The following is a 16,169-nucleotide window of genomic DNA, read 5'->3' as shown; positions in this document are numbered from 1 at the left end:
ACGCTCCGCCCGCCCCGCCCCCGTCTGCCGACGACCTGTCGCCGGCGGATGCGCGAGGTGCGGGCGGAGCACGCAGAGCAGCTCTCGCGGCTGTCTCCGTGCTCGCCGCCGTCGCCCTCGGGGCAGCGGTGTGGTTCGGGTACGGCTGGGGGCACGCGCTCCTGGTGGATCGGGCGGCGGCCGAGACGCGCGATGCCGCGTTGTCGGGAGCGATGCAGGCCGCCGTCAATCTGAACAGTGTCGACGCCGACGCTGTCGATGTGTCCCTCGAGAACATGCGGTCGTCGATCACCGGCGACGCCCTGCGCAACGATCTGGCAGCGACCGAGGAGGACATCCGGGCGCGGGTCGCGGAGACCGGCACGAGCATGTCGGCGGAGGTGCTGTTCGGCACGCTCACCGAGCTCAACACCGACGACGATCTCGGAAAAGCGCTGGTGGTGCTCGCGGTGCGCACCGAGACCCCCGAGTACTTCGTGACGAACAAGGTCCCGGTGCTCGTGTCGTTGCGCAAGGACGGCGATGTGTGGAAGGCCGAGACGATCGAACCGCTCGCATCGGCCGAGATGGAGTCGGGACCGGCACCCGGTGCGACGCCCTCGGCTCCCGCTCCGGTCCCCGGCGCGGAGACCGCACCCGAGGGAGAGGCCGGCCCGTGATGTTCGGCAAGTCGACGAAGGAGAACGTGTAGTGCCCCCGCAGCGACGGAAGTCCGGCCCGAGCGGACCCCCGCGCCGCCGGCCGAAGGTCGCCGGATCGTCCCGGCCACCCCGGATGACACCCGCCGACGACGAGCGCTCGGACGCCCCGGACCGGTCGATCGTGTCTTCGGACGCGGCGTCTTCGTCGCCCGAACCGGTCCGGCCCGCCGAGGTGAACCTGGAGAAGCCGGAGAAGACGGTTCCCCGGACCGAGAGCGAGGTCAGGGCGGAGACCGGGAGTTCCGCGATCCCGCGCGAGCCGGCGAACTCACCCGATCGTCCCGCCGGCGACACCGGGGACATCGACGCGCCGCAGGGCGGGTCCGGTGGGTGGCGGCCGGTGGTCGTCGTCGGTGCGGTGGCGGTCGTGCTCGCCGCGGTCGCCGCGGTCGCCGCCTTCCGTCCCGGTGCCGAGGTCTCCAACGCGGCGTGGGTCGACACCGCGGCCACGCAGGAGGTCACCGAGGCCGCGAAGGTCGCGATCGAGACGATGCACGGCTACGACTACCGGACGATCGACGAGGACTTCGCGCAGATCCGGGAACTGCTGACCCCGGAGCGGCTCGAGGAGTTCGACTCGACTGCCGACGTCACCGCGAAGGCCGCGGTCGACACCCGCACCGTCACCGAGGTGATGGTCGAGCACATCGGCGCGACGATGCTCGACGACACCCACGCGGAGGTGGCTGCGTACATCAACGTGAGTGCCACCGGCGACGGCATCGCCCAGGGGAGCGCGGCCGCGCCGCTGCTGGTGAGGATGGAGAAGTCGGACGGACGATGGCTGGTCTCGGAGATCCGCGACCGGTGATGACGACGGCGGACCGCCGTCGTCGGGGGCGGTCTCTCCGGTCGCGACGCGCGGATCGTTCCGGATACTCGGTCTTGACGCGGGCGACGCGAGCGGTCACTCTATCGGTACGCCTGTTCGACTGAAGGCTTCCTCGTGAGCCGCTCGCGGTCGTTTGCCAGGCTTCTTTCAGGCACCCCTGTGGACATTACACCTACTCAGGTGTAGGTTGGTTGTTTGCGCTGGCTGCCTCCTGTTCACCTTCTGATCGCCGAGTCGGAATTCGCCTGTTCGGGCGAGTCCGTCCCGGTGTGTCGGTGGGGTTTCCGATCGGGTTGCGGCCAGCGACAACGCCCCACATGAAGAAGCAGGTACAGCGGCGGTCGCACCGGTTGGAGCGGCCCGCATGAGGTGCTGGAAGGACGCATCTTGGCAGTCTCTAGCCAGACCAAGGCAGTAGCCGGAATCCCCGGAGCCCCGACGAGGGTGTCGTTCGCGAAGATTCGCGAACCCCTCGAAGTTCCCGGGCTCCTCGATCTACAGACCGATTCGTTCGAATGGTTGATCGGCTCGGAGCGCTGGCGCGCGAAGGCTGCCGAGCGCGGCGACGGTCACGTCGTCGGTGGCCTGGAAGAAATCCTCGACGAGCTCTCGCCCATCGAGGACTTCTCGGGTTCGATGTCCCTGTCCTTCTCCGATCCGCGCTTCGACGAGGTCAAGGCCTCCGTCGAGGAGTGCAAGGACAAGGACATGACGTACGCGGCTCCGCTGTTCGTCACCGCCGAGTTCATCAACAACAACACCGGTGAGATCAAGAGCCAGACGGTCTTCATGGGTGATTTCCCGATGATGACCGACAAGGGCACCTTCATCATCAACGGCACCGAGCGTGTCGTGGTGTCGCAGCTCGTGCGTTCGCCCGGTGTGTATTTCGACAAGAACGTCGACAAGAGCACCGAGAAGGACCTGCACAGCGTCAAGGTCATCCCGGGCCGCGGTGCCTGGCTCGAGTTCGACGTCGACAAGCGCGACACCGTCGGTGTGCGTATCGACCGCAAGCGTCGTCAGCCGGTCACCGTGCTGCTCAAGGCGCTGGGCTGGTCCACCGAGCAGATCGTCGAGCGTTTCGGGTTCTCCGAGATCATGATGTCGACGCTCGAGAAGGACAACACGGCGGGCACCGACGAGGCGCTCCTCGACATCTACCGCAAGCTCCGTCCGGGCGAGCCGCCGACCAAGGAGAGCGCGCAGACCCTGCTGGAGAACCTCTTCTTCAAGGACAAGCGCTACGACCTGGCGCGCGTGGGCCGTTACAAGATCAACAAGAAGCTCGGCCTGAACACGGGCCAGCCGATCGAGGCGTCCACCCTCACCGAGGAAGACATCGTCGCCACGATCGAGTACCTCGTGCGCCTGCACGCGGGCGAGAACAAGATGACCGTCCCCGGCGGCGTCGAGGTTCCCGTCGAGGTCGACGACATCGACCACTTCGGCAACCGTCGTCTGCGCACGGTCGGCGAGCTCATCCAGAACCAGATCCGCGTGGGCCTGTCCCGCATGGAGCGCGTGGTCCGTGAGCGCATGACCACCCAGGACGTCGAGGCGATCACGCCGCAGACCCTGATCAACATCCGTCCGGTCGTGGCCGCGATCAAGGAGTTCTTCGGAACCTCCCAGCTGTCGCAGTTCATGGACCAGAACAACCCGCTCTCGGGCCTGACCCACAAGCGTCGCCTGTCGGCGCTGGGCCCCGGCGGTCTGTCGCGTGAGCGCGCCGGCCTCGAGGTCCGCGACGTCCACCCGTCCCACTACGGCCGCATGTGCCCGATCGAGACCCCGGAAGGCCCGAACATCGGCCTGATCGGCTCGCTGTCGGTGTACGCGCGGGTCAACCCGTTCGGTTTCATCGAGACGCCCTACCGCAGGGTTGTCGACGGTGTCGTCACCGACGAGGTCGAGTACCTCACCGCCGACGAGGAGGACCGCTACCTCATCGCGCAGGCCAACTCGCCGATCGGTTCCGACAGCCGCTTCGCGGACGAGCGTGTGCTCGTCCGTAAGAAGGGCGCCGAGATCGAGTACGTCTCCGCCGACCAGGTCGAGTACATGGACGTCTCCCCGCGCCAGATGGTGTCGGTCGCGACCGCCATGATCCCGTTCCTCGAGCACGACGACGCCAACCGTGCCCTCATGGGCGCGAACATGCAGCGTCAGGCCGTGCCGCTGGTGCGCAGCGAGTCGCCGATCGTCGGTACGGGCATGGAGCTGCGTGCCGCCGTCGACGCCGGCGACGTCATCGTCACCGAGAAGAGCGGCGTGATCGAAGAGGTCTCCGCCGACTTCATCACCGTGATGGCCGACGACGGAACCCGCAAGACCTACCGTCTGCGCAAGTTCGACCGTTCGAACCAGGGCACCTGCTCGAACCAGCGTCCGATCGTGGACGAGGGACAGCGCGTCGAGTCCGGCCAGGTCCTCGCCGACGGCCCCTGCACCGAGAACGGTGAGATGGCGCTCGGCAAGAACCTGCTCGTGGCGATCATGCCGTGGGAGGGCCACAACTACGAGGACGCGATCATCCTGTCGCAGCGCCTCGTGGAGGAGGACGTGCTCACCTCGATCCACATCGAGGAGCACGAGATCGATGCCCGCGACACCAAGCTCGGTGCCGAGGAGATCACCCGCGACATCCCGAACGTCTCCGACGAGGTCCTCGCCGATCTCGACGAGCGCGGCATCGTCCGCATCGGTGCCGAGGTCCGCGACGGCGACATCCTCGTCGGCAAGGTCACGCCGAAGGGCGAGACCGAGCTGACCCCCGAGGAGCGCCTGCTCCGCGCGATCTTCGGTGAGAAGGCGCGCGAGGTCCGCGACACCTCGCTGAAGGTGCCCCACGGCGAGAACGGCAAGGTCATCGGCGTGCGCGTGTTCTCTCGCGAGGACGACGACGATCTGCCTCCGGGCGTCAACGAGCTCGTCCGCGTGTACGTGGCGCAGAAGCGCAAGATCCAGGACGGCGACAAGCTCGCCGGCCGCCACGGCAACAAGGGCGTCATCGGCAAGATCCTCCCGCAGGAGGACATGCCGTTCCTGCCCGACGGCACCCCGGTCGACATCATCCTGAACACCCACGGTGTTCCGCGTCGTATGAACATCGGTCAGGTGCTCGAGACGCACCTCGGCTGGATCGGCAAGGCCGGCTGGCAGATCCAGGTGGCCGGCGACGGCAGCCGTCCCGAGTGGGCGCAGAACCTCTCCGAGGAGATGCTCGCCGCCGAGCCCGACACCAACATCGCCACCCCGGTGTTCGACGGTGCCCGCGAGGAGGAGCTGACGGGTCTGCTGTCCTCGACGCTGCCGAACCGCGACGGCGAGGTCATGGTCGGTCCCGACGGCAAGGCGACGCTGTTCGACGGTCGCTCCGGCGAGCCGTTCCCGTACCCGGTGTCGGTCGGCTACATGTACATCATCAAGCTGCACCACCTGGTCGACGACAAGATCCACGCGCGTTCGACCGGCCCGTACTCGATGATCACGCAGCAGCCGCTCGGCGGTAAGGCGCAGTTCGGTGGTCAGCGCTTCGGTGAGATGGAGTGCTGGGCGATGCAGGCCTACGGTGCCGCCTACACGCTCCAGGAGCTGCTCACGATCAAGTCCGACGACGTGGTCGGCCGCGTGAAGGTCTACGAGGCCATCGTCAAGGGCGAGAACATCCCCGAGCCGGGTATCCCCGAGTCGTTCAAGGTGCTCCTCAAGGAACTCCAGTCGCTGTGCCTGAACGTGGAGGTGCTCTCCAGCGACGGCGCGGCCATCGCGATGGCCGACGGCGACGACGAGGACCTCGAGCGGGCGGCCGCCAACCTGGGCATCAACCTTTCCCGCAACGAGTCGGCCACGGTCGACGACCTCGCGAACTAGGAGCCGACCCGATGCGGTACGCCGAACCGGTCTTTCGGAGGCGTACCGCGTCGGGTCCCGGCAGCGATAGCGACAACTAGCAGCAATACAACCCGCACAGGGGAAAGGAAGTTACGTGCTCGACGTCAACTTCTTCGATGAACTCCGGATCGGCCTGGCCACCGCCGAGGACATCCGTAACTGGTCGTACGGCGAGGTCAAGAAGCCCGAGACCATCAACTACCGCACGCTCAAGCCCGAGAAGGACGGCTTGTTCTGCGAGAAGATCTTCGGTCCCACCCGGGACTGGGAGTGCTACTGCGGCAAGTACAAGCGTGTCCGCTTCAAGGGCATCATCTGCGAGCGCTGCGGCGTCGAGGTGACCCGCGCCAAGGTCCGCCGCGAGCGCATGGGTCACATCGAGCTCGCCGCTCCGGTGACCCACATCTGGTACTTCAAGGGTGTGCCGAGCCGTCTCGGCTACCTGCTCGACCTCGCGCCGAAGGATCTCGAGAAGATCATCTACTTCGCCGCGTACGTCATCACGTCCGTCGACGACGAGCTGCGCCACAACGAGCTCTCCACTCTCGAAGCCGAGATGGAGGTCGAGAAGAAGTCGGTCGCCGATCAGCGCGACGCCGACCTCGAGGCCCGGGCGCAGAAGCTCGAAGCCGACCTCGCCGAACTCGAGGCCGAGGGCGCCAAGTCCGACGTCCGCCGCAAGGTCAAGGACGGCGGCGAGCGCGAGATGCGTCAGCTCCGCGACCGCGCGCAGCGCGAGCTCGACCGTCTCGACGAGATCTGGACGACCTTCACGAAGCTGAAGCCGAAGGATCTGATCGTCGACGAGATGATCTACCGCGAGCTCCAGGACCGCTACGGCGAGTACTTCACCGGTGCCATGGGTGCCGAGGCGATCCAGAAGCTCATCGAGAACTTCGACATCGACGCCGAGGCCGAGTCGCTGCGCGAGACCATCCGCAGCGGCAAGGGCCAGAAGAAGCTGCGTGCTCTCAAGCGACTGAAGGTCGTGGCGGCGTTCCAGCAGTCCGGCAACTCGCCCATGGGCATGGTGCTCGACGCCGTGCCGGTGATCCCGCCGGAACTGCGTCCGATGGTGCAGCTCGACGGTGGCCGCTTCGCGACCTCCGACCTCAACGACCTGTACCGCCGCGTCATCAACCGCAACAACCGCCTCAAGCGACTGATCGACCTCGGCGCTCCCGAGATCATCGTCAACAACGAGAAGCGGATGCTGCAGGAGTCGGTCGACGCCCTGTTCGACAACGGCCGTCGTGGCCGGCCGGTCACCGGTCCCGGTAACCGTCCGCTGAAGTCGCTGTCCGATCTGCTCAAGGGCAAGCAGGGTCGCTTCCGTCAGAACCTGCTCGGCAAGCGCGTCGACTACTCGGGCCGTTCGGTCATCGTCGTCGGTCCGCAGCTCAAGCTGCACCAGTGCGGTCTGCCGAAGCTCATGGCGCTCGAGCTGTTCAAGCCGTTCGTGATGAAGCGTCTCGTCGACCTCAACCATGCGCAGAACATCAAGTCCGCGAAGCGCATGGTCGAGCGTCAGCGCCCGCAGGTGTGGGACGTCCTCGAAGAGGTCATCAACGAGCACCCGGTTCTGCTGAACCGTGCTCCCACCCTGCACCGCCTCGGTATCCAGGCGTTCGAGCCGCAGCTCGTCGAGGGCAAGGCCATCCAGCTGCACCCCCTCGTGTGTGAGGCCTTCAACGCCGACTTCGACGGCGACCAGATGGCCGTGCACCTCCCGCTGTCGGCGGAGGCGCAGGCCGAGGCCCGCATCCTGATGCTGTCGTCGAACAACATCCTGTCGCCGGCATCGGGCCGCCCGCTCGCCATGCCGCGTCTGGACATGGTGACGGGTCTGTTCCACCTGACCCGTCTGGTCGAGGACGCCCCCGGTGCCTACACGGCCGCGACCGCCGACGAGCCCGAGCAGGGCGTCTACTCGTCGCCGGCCGAGGCCCAGATGGCCGTCGACCGCGGTGTGCTGTCGGTCCAGGCTCCGATCAAGGTGCGTCTGACCCAGCTGCGTCCGCCGCGCGACGTCGAGAACGAGCTGTTCCCGGAGGGCTGGAAGTACGGTGAGCCGTGGACCGCGCAGACCACCCTCGGTCGCGTGCTGTTCAACGAGCTGCTGCCGACGAACTACGCGTTCGTCAACGACATCATGCCGAAGAAGCGCCAGGCCGCGATCATCAACGACCTGGCCGAGCGGTACCCGATGATCGTCGTCGCGCAGACCGTCGACAAGCTCAAGGACGCCGGCTTCTACTGGGCCACGCGTTCGGGTGTCACCATCTCGATGGCGGACGTGCTCGTTCCGCCGGAGAAGAAGGACATCCTCGAGCGGTACGAGACCCAGGCCGATGCCATCCAGCGGCAGTACGACCGAGGCAAGCTCTCGGAGGACGAGCGTCGCGATTCGCTCGTCAAGCTGTGGCAGGAAGCGACCGAAGAGGTCGGTCAGGTCATGGAGGCGCACTACCCGGACGACAACCCGATCCCCACGATCGTCAAGTCCGGCGCTGCGGGCAACATGACCCAGATCCGCTCGCTGGCAGGCATGAAGGGTCTGGTGACGAACCCGAAGGGCGAGTTCATCCCGCGCCCGATCAAGTCCTCCTTCCGTGAGGGCCTGACCGTCGCCGAGTACTTCATCAACACGCACGGCGCGCGTAAGGGTCTGGCCGATACCGCTCTGCGTACCGCCGACTCGGGTTACCTGACCCGTCGTCTGGTGGACGTCTCGCAGGACGTCATCGTCCGCGAGGTCGACTGCGGCACGCCGCGCGGCATCGAGATGACCATCGCCGAGCTCGCCCGCGACGCGACCGGTCAGCCGACCGGCGAGCTCGTGCGCGACGCTCACATCGAGACCAGCACCTACGCCCGTACGCTGGCGACGGACGCGGTCGACGCGAACGGCAACGTCGTCGTCGAGCGTGGTTCCGACCTCGGCGACCCGGCGATCGAGGCGCTGCTCGAGGCCGGCATCCAGAAGGTCAAGGTCCGCTCGGTCCTGACCTGCGACACCGGCACCGGCGTGTGCGCGACCTGCTACGGCCGTTCGATGGCGACGGGCAAGCTCGTCGACATCGGCGAGGCCGTCGGTATCGTCGCAGCCCAGTCGATCGGTGAGCCCGGTACGCAGCTGACGATGCGTACCTTCCACCAGGGTGGCGTCGGTGAGGACATCACCGGTGGTCTGCCGCGTGTCCAGGAGCTGTTCGAGGCCCGCGTCCCGAAGGGCAAGGCCCCGATCGCCGACGTCTCCGGCCGTATCCGTCTCGAGGACGACGATCGCTTCTACAAGATCACGATCGTCCCCGACGACGGTGGCGAGGAGGTCGTGTACGACAAGCTGTCCAAGCGTCAGCGTCTGCACGTCATCCGCAAGGCCGACGGCACCGAGGGCGTTCTCTCGGACGGCGACCACGTGGAGGTCGGTCAGCAGCTGCTCGAGGGCTCTGCCGATCCGCACGAGGTGCTGCGCGTGATGGGCCCGCGTCAGGTTCAGGTCCACCTGGTCCACGAGGTCCAGGAGGTCTACCGGAGCCAGGGCGTGTCGATCCACGACAAGCACATCGAGGTCATCGTGCGCCAGATGCTGCGTCGCGTGACGATCATCGATTCGGGCTCGACGGAGTTCCTGCCCGGTTCGCTCGTCGAGCGCAGCGAGTTCGAGGCTGCGAACCGTCGTGTGGTCCAGGAGGGTGGCGAGCCGGCTGCCGGCCGTCCGGTCCTCATGGGCATCACGAAGGCCTCGCTGGCCACCGACTCGTGGCTGTCGGCGGCGTCCTTCCAGGAAACCACTCGAGTGCTGACCGATGCGGCGATCAACTGCCGCTCGGACAAGCTGATCGGTCTCAAGGAGAACGTGATCATCGGCAAGCTGATCCCCGCCGGTACCGGTATCAACAAGTACCGGAACATCGAGGTCCAGCCGACCGAGGAGGCCCGCGCGGCCGCGTACGCCATCCCGGCGTACGACGACCAGTACTACTCGCCGGACGGCTTCGGCCAGAACACCGGTGCTGCAGTGCCGCTGGACGATTACGGTTACTCCAACGACTATCGGTAGTTCGCTGCCGTAGTAGACGACGAAGGTCCCGCCCTCTTCTCTTCGGGGGCGGGACCTTCGTCGTTTCTTCTCGGCGCGTGCATCGCGCGGTGTTCCCGGGGGCCGTCGGCCCGGATACGGGAAACGGTGAGGACGTGCCTGTACGGCGTGCCGACGGCGTCGGCCGGACCGCGTCAGCGCGGAATGTGGAAGTCCACGAGTTCAGCCGTGCCACGCGACAATTCGGCCCACGACCCGCTGACGGTGAGTACCGCGATCGCGGAGGTGGGGAACTTCTCGGTGACCTGATGGGCGGCGTCGGTGCCGTGATCGGTGATCAGCCCGAGGACGGTGGCGGACAGCGTCGGCTCGTGCCCGACGACCAGCAGGGTGTGCACGTCGTCGGCCGTTCGCCGGATCTCGGTGACCAGGGTCTTCGGGTCGGCGTGATACAGGCTGTCGCGGAACTCCACGGGAGCCTCGACCGCGGCCTCGGTGAGTGTCTTGCGCGTACGGGTCGCGGTGGAGCACAGCACGGCGTCGACCTCGGGCAGGTTCGCCCGGATCCAGCGACCGGCGAGTCCGGCCTCGCGGCGTCCGCGGGGGGAGAGGGGACGCTCGTGATCGTCCACATCGTCCGGGTACGCGGACTTGCCGTGGCGCAGCAAGATCAGGGTACGGGTCATGGAGTCCACCGTAGAGCGTCCGGATTCCGGCCGATCCACGCGACCGCGCGAGTGTGATCCGCGACCGTGAACCACACCGTCAGCCCGTCCTCCTGCAGGGTCGTCCGCAGGGTGAGGGTCTCGCCGGCGGCCACGGGACGCAGATGTTCGATGACCGCACGGTACGGTGCCTCCGGGATCTCGGGCCGCAGGGTCAGGACCTCCTCGACGCCGTGCCAGTAGACGGCGTTGTTGACGTGCCCGAACGGGTCGAGATCGGTGGCGCGCAGCGGAAAGACGCGTTCGTCGTCCACCTCGTCGGGTGCGCGGTCGGGCAGCCATGCCTTCCACTTCAGGCGCGTGTCCTGCGCGTATCGGGACATGTGCTCGAACAGGCTGTCGCTGATCCGGGTGGGTGCGCCGGTGGTGGGGCCGATGTCGATCCAGAACGCCGCGGTCTCGATCAGCGGACCGCCGGGCACGTCGCCGGGATCGTCGAGTCGGACCCGCACGTTCGCCCACCGCGTCGACAGTGCGTCGCACCAGCGGCGCAACCGGAGTGTCCGGCCGTATTCGGCGGGGCGGTGCACGTCGACGACCGTGCGCCGGACGATCCACAGCGGGTCGGTATCGGCTGCCCCCACGGCGGCGAGATTGTCGGTACCGATGTCCTGGAGATAACGGGCGATGCCGTCGAGCCGGAGTCGTTTGCCGGTGTCGACGTCGCCGGTACGGACGGTGCGCTCGGTGGAGTAGGGATCCGCGCCGTCCGGTAGTGGCGTCAGCGGCAGGGTCCGAGGCAGATCGGTGGTCGGTGTCGACGTGGCCATGTGGTCCCCCCGGGTCGGATGTCCGATCGTGCGATTCTCGCAGTTTCGCCGGGCGGTCGCAGGTTCTCTTGCGAACGTGCGGTGACTCCCGCTACAGTCGTGTTAACTGTTACGCACCGTTACATGAACTTCGCGGACGCTCCGCCCGGCTGGCGAGGACCCCCATGGCCTACGTGATCACCCAGACCTGCTGCAACGACGCGAGCTGCGTCGCGGTCTGCCCCGTGAACTGCATCCATCCCTCACCGGACGAGCCCGAGTTCGCCACCGCCGAGATGCTGCACATCGACCCGCAGACCTGCATCGACTGCGGTGCGTGCGCCGACGCGTGCCCGGTCGAGGCGATCCTGCCCGACGACAAGCTCCGTCCGTCGCAGGCGCGGTTCGCCGAGATCAACGCGGCCTGGTACGAGAACCATCCGATGCCGGAGGGCTGGCAACCGCTCGTGCCCACCCCGGCGCCTCCGCGCGATCGCGGCACGTTGCGGGTCGCGATCGTCGGCGCCGGTCCCGCGGCCTGCTATGCCGCCCAGGAACTCCTCGAGCGGTCCGACGTCGAGGTCGAGATGTTCGACCGGCTCCCCACCCCCTTCGGGCTCGTGCGCGCCGGCGTCGCTCCCGATCACCCGGGGACCAAAGCGGTCACCGAATCGTTCGAACGGTCGTTCCGGCGCGAGGAGTTCGCCCTCCACCTCGCCACCGAGATCGGTCGCGACATCACCCACGCGGAGCTGCTCGACCACCATCACGCGGTGATCTATGCGACCGGTGCGTCGTCCGACCGCCGACTCGGGATCGCGGGCGAGGATCTGCCCGGCAGCCACGCCGCCACCGAGTTCGTCGCCTGGTACAACGGGCACCCCGACCACGCCGGCCAGGCCTTCGACCTTTCCGGCGAACGGGCCGTGATCATCGGGAACGGCAACGTGGCCCTCGATGTCGCGCGGATCCTCACGATGGACGTCGACGAACTGGCGTGCACCGACATCGCCGATCACGCGCTGAAGGCCCTGCGGAAGAGCAACATCCGTGAGGTGGTCCTGCTGGGGCGGCGCGGACCGGCACAGGCCGCGTACAGCAATCCGGAGTTCCTCGCCCTCGGCGATCTCACGGGCGTCGACGTCGTCGTCGACGAGGAGGACCTCGAACTCGATCCGGTGAGTGCCGGGGCCGTGGAGGAGGATCCGGCGACCGCGCTGCGTGTGCGACTCGCCCGCGAGTACGCCGGACGCCCCGTCCGCCCGGGCCACCGCCGCATCGTCTTCCGGTATCTCGCTGCACCGAGCGAACTGCTCGGCGACGACCACGTGACCGGCGTGCGGGTCGAACGCACCGAACTCGTCGACGACGGTGGGCGCCTCGCGGCCCACCCCACCGGCCGGTTCGAGGACCTGCCCGCCACGCTCGTGCTCCGATCGATCGGCTATCGCGGTGTCCCCGTGCCGGGTGTGCCCTTCGACGACGCCCGCGGCGTCGTCCCCAACACCGGCGGTCGCGTCGACACCGGTGTCTATGTCACCGGGTGGGCCAAGCGCGGACCGAGCGGCGTCATCGGCACCAACAAGGGTTGCGCGAAGGAGACCGTCGCGGCGCTGCTGGCCGACTTCGACTCCGGGGCACTCGCCGCCCCGCGCGGCGGTCGCGATGCCCTGAACCGGTTGCTCGCGCAGCGCCGGCCCGATCGCGTCGACCTCGACGGATGGAAGGCCATCGACACCGCCGAGCGACGGGCCGGGCACGCACAGGGCCGTCCACGCGTCAAGGTCACCGACCGTGAGGCCCTCGTCGAACTCGGCCGGCGTCGCCGGCGCCTTCCGCTGCTCGCGTCGCTGCGCCGGTAGCGAACGTGGCGGGTGACGCAGGTCGCGGCCCGTCCGGACGTTCGTCGTTAGGCTCGGGAGAACAGTTCTCTACCCGAACGGACATGTGCATGAGCAGCGACAGTCTCGACCGCACGGCGCTGACCCGCCGCACACTCATCGGCGGAGCGGGCGTGGTGACGGCCGGCGTGGCACTGACCGCCTGCGGATCGTCCGGCGACGCCGGTGAGGACCGACCGGCAGCGCCGGCGCCCACCACGACCGCTCCTCCCGGGCCCGACGCGGAGGTGGTCGCTGCCGTCGCGGACGTACCGGTCGGCGGGGGCGTACTGCTCGAATCGCAGAGGCTCGTCGTCACCCAGCCCGCGGAGGGCCACTTCCGCGCGTTCATCGCGATCTGCAGCCACCAGGGGTGCAATCTCAGCGGCGTCGACGGCGAGCGCATCATCTGCCCGTGCCACGGCAGCCGGTTCGACCTCGAGGGTGTGCCGATCGAGGGACCGGCGAAGCGGCCCCTGAAATCGCGTCCCGTGGCGGCACGCGGGTCGGATCTCGTCGTGGGCTGATCGGTCCGGGATAGAGTCCGCTCTGTGGAGACCCGCGAAGGCTGGCGCCCGAAGGCGCTGCGCGACGGCACCGACCCCGACCCTCGCTTCACGCTGGCCAACGAGCGCACCTTCCTGGCGTGGGTGCGCACCGCGCTGGGTGTCATCGCCGCGGCCGTCGCACTGGAGACCTTCGGGGGCGGCATCGTCTCGGGAGGGCTCCGCACGGTGCTGGCGTGCACCCTGCTCGGGTTCGCCGCCCTGCTCATGGTGTTCGCGCTGATCCGCTGGCACCGTGTCGAGCATGCGATGCGCACGGGTCGTGCTCTCCCGGTGCCGTGGGCCGCCTACCTGCTGGCGGCGGCCCTCGGGGTGGCCGGCGTCGTGCTGGCCGTCGCGATCGCCTGGTGAGAAAGGCGGTGCGGTGAGAAGGGCAGCACGGTGAGGCCGGACGACCTGCGGCACGGCGACACCGGGCTGCAGCCCGAACGGACGAGCCTGGCATGGCTGCGTACCGGTTCGGTGCTCGGCGCGGTGGTGCTCGGATTCATGCGATTCGTTCCCGGCCCGGGCCCGGTCGTCGCGACGATCGGGCTCGTCTGCCTCGTGCCCGTACTCGCGGTGCTACTCGCGTCCCGGACCGGTCACCGTGCGCGCGTACGGGGACTGATCGCAGGTCGCGCCCCCTACTTCTGGTGGCGCAACGTCGCGGTCACCGTCACGGTCGTGGTACTCGCGATCTCGTCGGCCGTGCTGATCCTCCTCGCCCGCTGATCTTCATCGCCCGCCGATCCTCAACGCCCACCCAGCGACCACACGCCGACCAGCGCGATCACCGCGACCCAGAGGGTTGCTGCCGCCGCGAGGGCGATCGGGCGCCACCCCACGCCGCGAAGCACCTCCCGGCGCACCCCCGCCCCCAGGGCGAACATCGCGACCGTCAGCAAAGCGCTCTGTACCGTCCGCGCCGCGTCCACGACGACCGGGTCCAGCACTCCGGCCGAGCGCAGCGCGACGCAGGCGAGAAATCCCAGCAGGAAGATCGGCACGATCGGGGGAGTCCGTCCGTCGCGGCGTCCCTCACCGCGACGGCGGGCGACGACCCCGACGACAGCCACGACCGGAGCCAGCAGTGCCACCCGGGCGAGCTTGACCGTCACCGCCGCGGCGAGCACCCCACCGGCAGTGGCCTCGAGTGCGGTGCCGGTCGCGACCACCTGGGCAACCTCGTGGATCGCCGCGCCCGCCCACAGGCCGGCCGTCTCGGGGGCGAGCCCGAGCATCCCGGCGACGAGCGGAACGAGCGGGATCATCGCGGTACCGAACACGACCACCAGCGCGACGGTGGTCACGAGTTCGCGCTTGCGCGAATCGATCACGCCGTCGACCGCAGCCGCGGCCGCGGCACCGCAGATCGAGAAACCGCACGCGATGAGCAGGCGCTGCGTCCAGCCCACACCGAGCCAGGCCCCGAAGGCGAGCGAGCCTCCGATCCCCGCGACGACGACGGTCGCCGCGACGAGTGCCGTGCCCCATCCGAGGCCGACGAGATCGGAGACCGCGAGCTGCAACCCGAGGAGTGCGACCCCCACTCGGAGCAGGTGTTTCGACGCCGCGCCCAGACCCGGCTCCAGCGCACCGGCGACCCGTGCCGGAAGGCCCGCATTCGCCGTCACCACACCCAGGACGATCGCGACGAGCAGTGGACTCGCACCCGGGATCAGGTGTGCTGCAGCGAAGGCGACGACGGCACCTGCGGCGGCCACCAGGAGACCCGGGACGACGGTCGGCCGGGACGAGGGCGCGTGGACGGTGAGCATGCCTCGACTCTTCCGTCGCCGCGGTGTCCGCGCCAGCCGTCGATCGAGCATGAAGTCATATCGATCGGATATGAGAAGAAGGAAAGGCATATCGTTCGGGCATGACCACCTGGCCGGATCTCGTTGCTCTGGAACTGCTCGTCGGGGTCGACGATCGGGGCGGGCTCGGCGCTGCCGCCCGCGCCGCCGGTCTCGCCCAGCCCAACGCGACCCGCATGCTGCGGCGGCTCGAGCGGCAACTCGGGGCGGTCCTCGTGCGGCGGGGACGGACGGGCTCGGTGCTCACCCCCGAGGGCACGGTGGTCGCGCACTGGGCGCGGGCAGTCCTGGCCGATGCGGAACGCCTGCTCGACGCCGCTGCGGCATTGCGCGTCGCGCAGCAGCCCGAACTGGTCGTCGCGGCGTCCATGACGGTCGCCGAGCACCTCATCCCACGATGGCTCGGCGCCTTTCGCGCGATCCGCCACGACGTCCAGATCCAGTTGCAGGTCCACAACTCCCTGCGGGTCTGCGATGTCGTCGCCGAGGGCGGATGCGACGTCGGTTTCGTCGAAGGACCCACCGTCCCCGACGGACTGCACAGCGTCGCGGTGGCACGCGACCGCCTCGTCGTGGTCGTCCCACCGGGGCATCCCTGGGCACGGCGACGGCGCCCGCTCGCGGTGACCGAACTCGCCGCGACACCACTGGTCGTCCGTGAGGAGGGATCCGGAACGCGCCGCACCCTCGACCTCGCACTGCAGGAGTACGACCGGGCCGCACCACTGCTCGAGCTCGGGAGCGGCGCCGCGGTCCGCACCAGTGTGCTCGGCGGTACCGGACCGGCCGTGCTCAGCACCCTTGCGGTGGAGGAGTATCTGGACTCCGGCCGTCTGGTCGCGGTCGCGGTGGACGGACTCGACCTGCAACGGGTGCTCCGCGCGGTGTGGCGGCCGCCGCGCGCCCTGCCCGGCCCCGCGGGGGAGCTGGTCCGCATGATCACGCGCATCCGCTGACCACGCGTACCGGGCAGGC

General features: G+C 68.6%; 12 protein-coding genes. 9 read left to right on the top strand and 3 right to left on the bottom strand.

Annotation, left to right across the window (positions count from 1 at the left end; genetic code table 11):
• The first annotated feature begins 98 nt into the window (after nt 1-98).
• From EQ874_RS15880 to EQ874_RS15865, 4 genes are all read left to right on the top strand, one after another.
• Entirely contained in the window at nt 99-659 is a 561-nt protein-coding gene (locus EQ874_RS15880) for a hypothetical protein (protein ID WP_064062572.1), read from the top strand.
• A gap of 115 nt (nt 660-774) precedes the next feature.
• Nucleotides 775-1,512: a hypothetical protein gene (locus EQ874_RS15875; protein ID WP_242496779.1), complete on the top strand. Its 738-nt coding sequence runs from the start codon at nt 775-777 to the stop codon at nt 1,510-1,512.
• A gap of 390 nt (nt 1,513-1,902) precedes the next feature.
• Entirely contained in the window at nt 1,903-5,409 is a 3,507-nt protein-coding gene (locus EQ874_RS15870; RefSeq protein WP_026003030.1) for a DNA-directed RNA polymerase subunit beta, read from the top strand.
• A 115-nt stretch (nt 5,410-5,524) separates the two neighbouring features.
• Nucleotides 5,525-9,496 carry a DNA-directed RNA polymerase subunit beta' gene (locus tag EQ874_RS15865; protein ID WP_129977351.1) on the top strand — a complete coding sequence of 1,324 codons (3,972 nt, stop codon included), beginning with the start codon at nt 5,525-5,527 and terminating at the stop codon, nt 9,494-9,496.
• A gap of 173 nt (nt 9,497-9,669) precedes the next feature.
• Here the strand turns inward: EQ874_RS15865 and EQ874_RS15860 are convergent, their stop codons facing one another.
• Entirely contained in the window at nt 9,670-10,161 is a 492-nt protein-coding gene (locus EQ874_RS15860; protein WP_016934673.1) for a histidine phosphatase family protein, read from the bottom strand.
• Nucleotides 10,158-10,970 (bottom strand): acyl-ACP thioesterase domain-containing protein, encoded by an 813-nt coding sequence (locus EQ874_RS15855; protein WP_129977349.1) that lies wholly within the window; start codon nt 10,968-10,970, stop codon nt 10,158-10,160. Before EQ874_RS15855 ends, EQ874_RS15860 begins: the two co-directional genes overlap by 4 nt.
• A 164-nt stretch (nt 10,971-11,134) precedes the next feature.
• On the opposite strand from EQ874_RS15855, the gene EQ874_RS15850 reads away from it, so the two are divergent.
• The 4 genes from EQ874_RS15850 (at nt 11,135) to EQ874_RS15835 (ending at nt 14,109) form a co-directional block, all read left to right on the top strand.
• Entirely contained in the window at nt 11,135-12,811 is a 1,677-nt protein-coding gene (locus EQ874_RS15850) for an FAD-dependent oxidoreductase (protein WP_129977347.1), read from the top strand.
• Nucleotides 12,812-12,900: 89 nt separating this feature from the next.
• Nucleotides 12,901-13,356, top strand: a complete 456-nt coding sequence (locus tag EQ874_RS15845; RefSeq protein ID WP_129977346.1) for a Rieske (2Fe-2S) protein — start codon at nt 12,901-12,903, stop codon at nt 13,354-13,356.
• Between the two features lie 24 nt (nt 13,357-13,380).
• A complete protein-coding gene (locus EQ874_RS15840; protein WP_129977344.1) occupies nt 13,381-13,746 on the top strand; it encodes a DUF202 domain-containing protein in 366 nt (121 codons plus the stop codon).
• A 30-nt stretch (nt 13,747-13,776) separates the two neighbouring features.
• Nucleotides 13,777-14,109 carry a DUF202 domain-containing protein gene (locus EQ874_RS15835; RefSeq protein WP_064062565.1) on the top strand — a complete coding sequence of 111 codons (333 nt, stop codon included), beginning with the start codon at nt 13,777-13,779 and terminating at the stop codon, nt 14,107-14,109.
• A gap of 20 nt (nt 14,110-14,129) precedes the next feature.
• On the opposite strand, the gene EQ874_RS15830 is transcribed toward EQ874_RS15835, so the two are convergent.
• Nucleotides 14,130-15,155 carry a putative sulfate exporter family transporter gene (locus EQ874_RS15830; RefSeq protein WP_129977343.1) on the bottom strand — a complete coding sequence of 342 codons (1,026 nt, stop codon included), beginning with the start codon at nt 15,153-15,155 and terminating at the stop codon, nt 14,130-14,132.
• A gap of 101 nt (nt 15,156-15,256) precedes the next feature.
• Here EQ874_RS15830 and EQ874_RS15825 point away from each other — a divergent pair, with 101 nt between their 5' ends.
• Nucleotides 15,257-16,150 (top strand): LysR family transcriptional regulator, encoded by an 894-nt coding sequence (locus tag EQ874_RS15825; protein ID WP_016932158.1) that lies wholly within the window; start codon nt 15,257-15,259, stop codon nt 16,148-16,150.
• The last annotated feature ends 19 nt before the right edge of the window (nt 16,151-16,169 follow it).

Origin of the sequence: Rhodococcus sp. Q1, assembly GCF_004153645.1 — a bacterium.
GTDB lineage: Bacteria > Actinomycetota > Actinomycetes > Mycobacteriales > Mycobacteriaceae > Rhodococcus > Rhodococcus gordoniae.
Note: the sequence above shows the minus strand (reverse complement) of the source record. Positions and strands in the feature narration are given on the sequence as shown.

Bases quoted from the DNA above. Each gene is read 5' to 3' on its own strand.
- EQ874_RS15860 (WP_016934673.1), bottom strand. From the start codon at position 10,161: ATGACCCGTACCCTGATCTTGCTGCGCCACGGCAAGTCCGCGTACCCG.
- EQ874_RS15855 (WP_129977349.1), bottom strand. From the start codon at position 10,970: ATGGCCACGTCGACACCGACCACCGATCTGCCTCGGACCCTGCCGCTG.
- EQ874_RS15875 (WP_242496779.1), top strand. From the start codon at position 775: ATGACACCCGCCGACGACGAGCGCTCGGACGCCCCGGACCGGTCGATC.
- EQ874_RS15850 (WP_129977347.1), top strand. From the start codon at position 11,135: ATGGCCTACGTGATCACCCAGACCTGCTGCAACGACGCGAGCTGCGTC.
- EQ874_RS15825 (WP_016932158.1), top strand. From the start codon at position 15,257: ATGACCACCTGGCCGGATCTCGTTGCTCTGGAACTGCTCGTCGGGGTC.
- EQ874_RS15845 (WP_129977346.1), top strand. From the start codon at position 12,901: ATGAGCAGCGACAGTCTCGACCGCACGGCGCTGACCCGCCGCACACTC.
- EQ874_RS15830 (WP_129977343.1), bottom strand. From the start codon at position 15,155: ATGCTCACCGTCCACGCGCCCTCGTCCCGGCCGACCGTCGTCCCGGGT.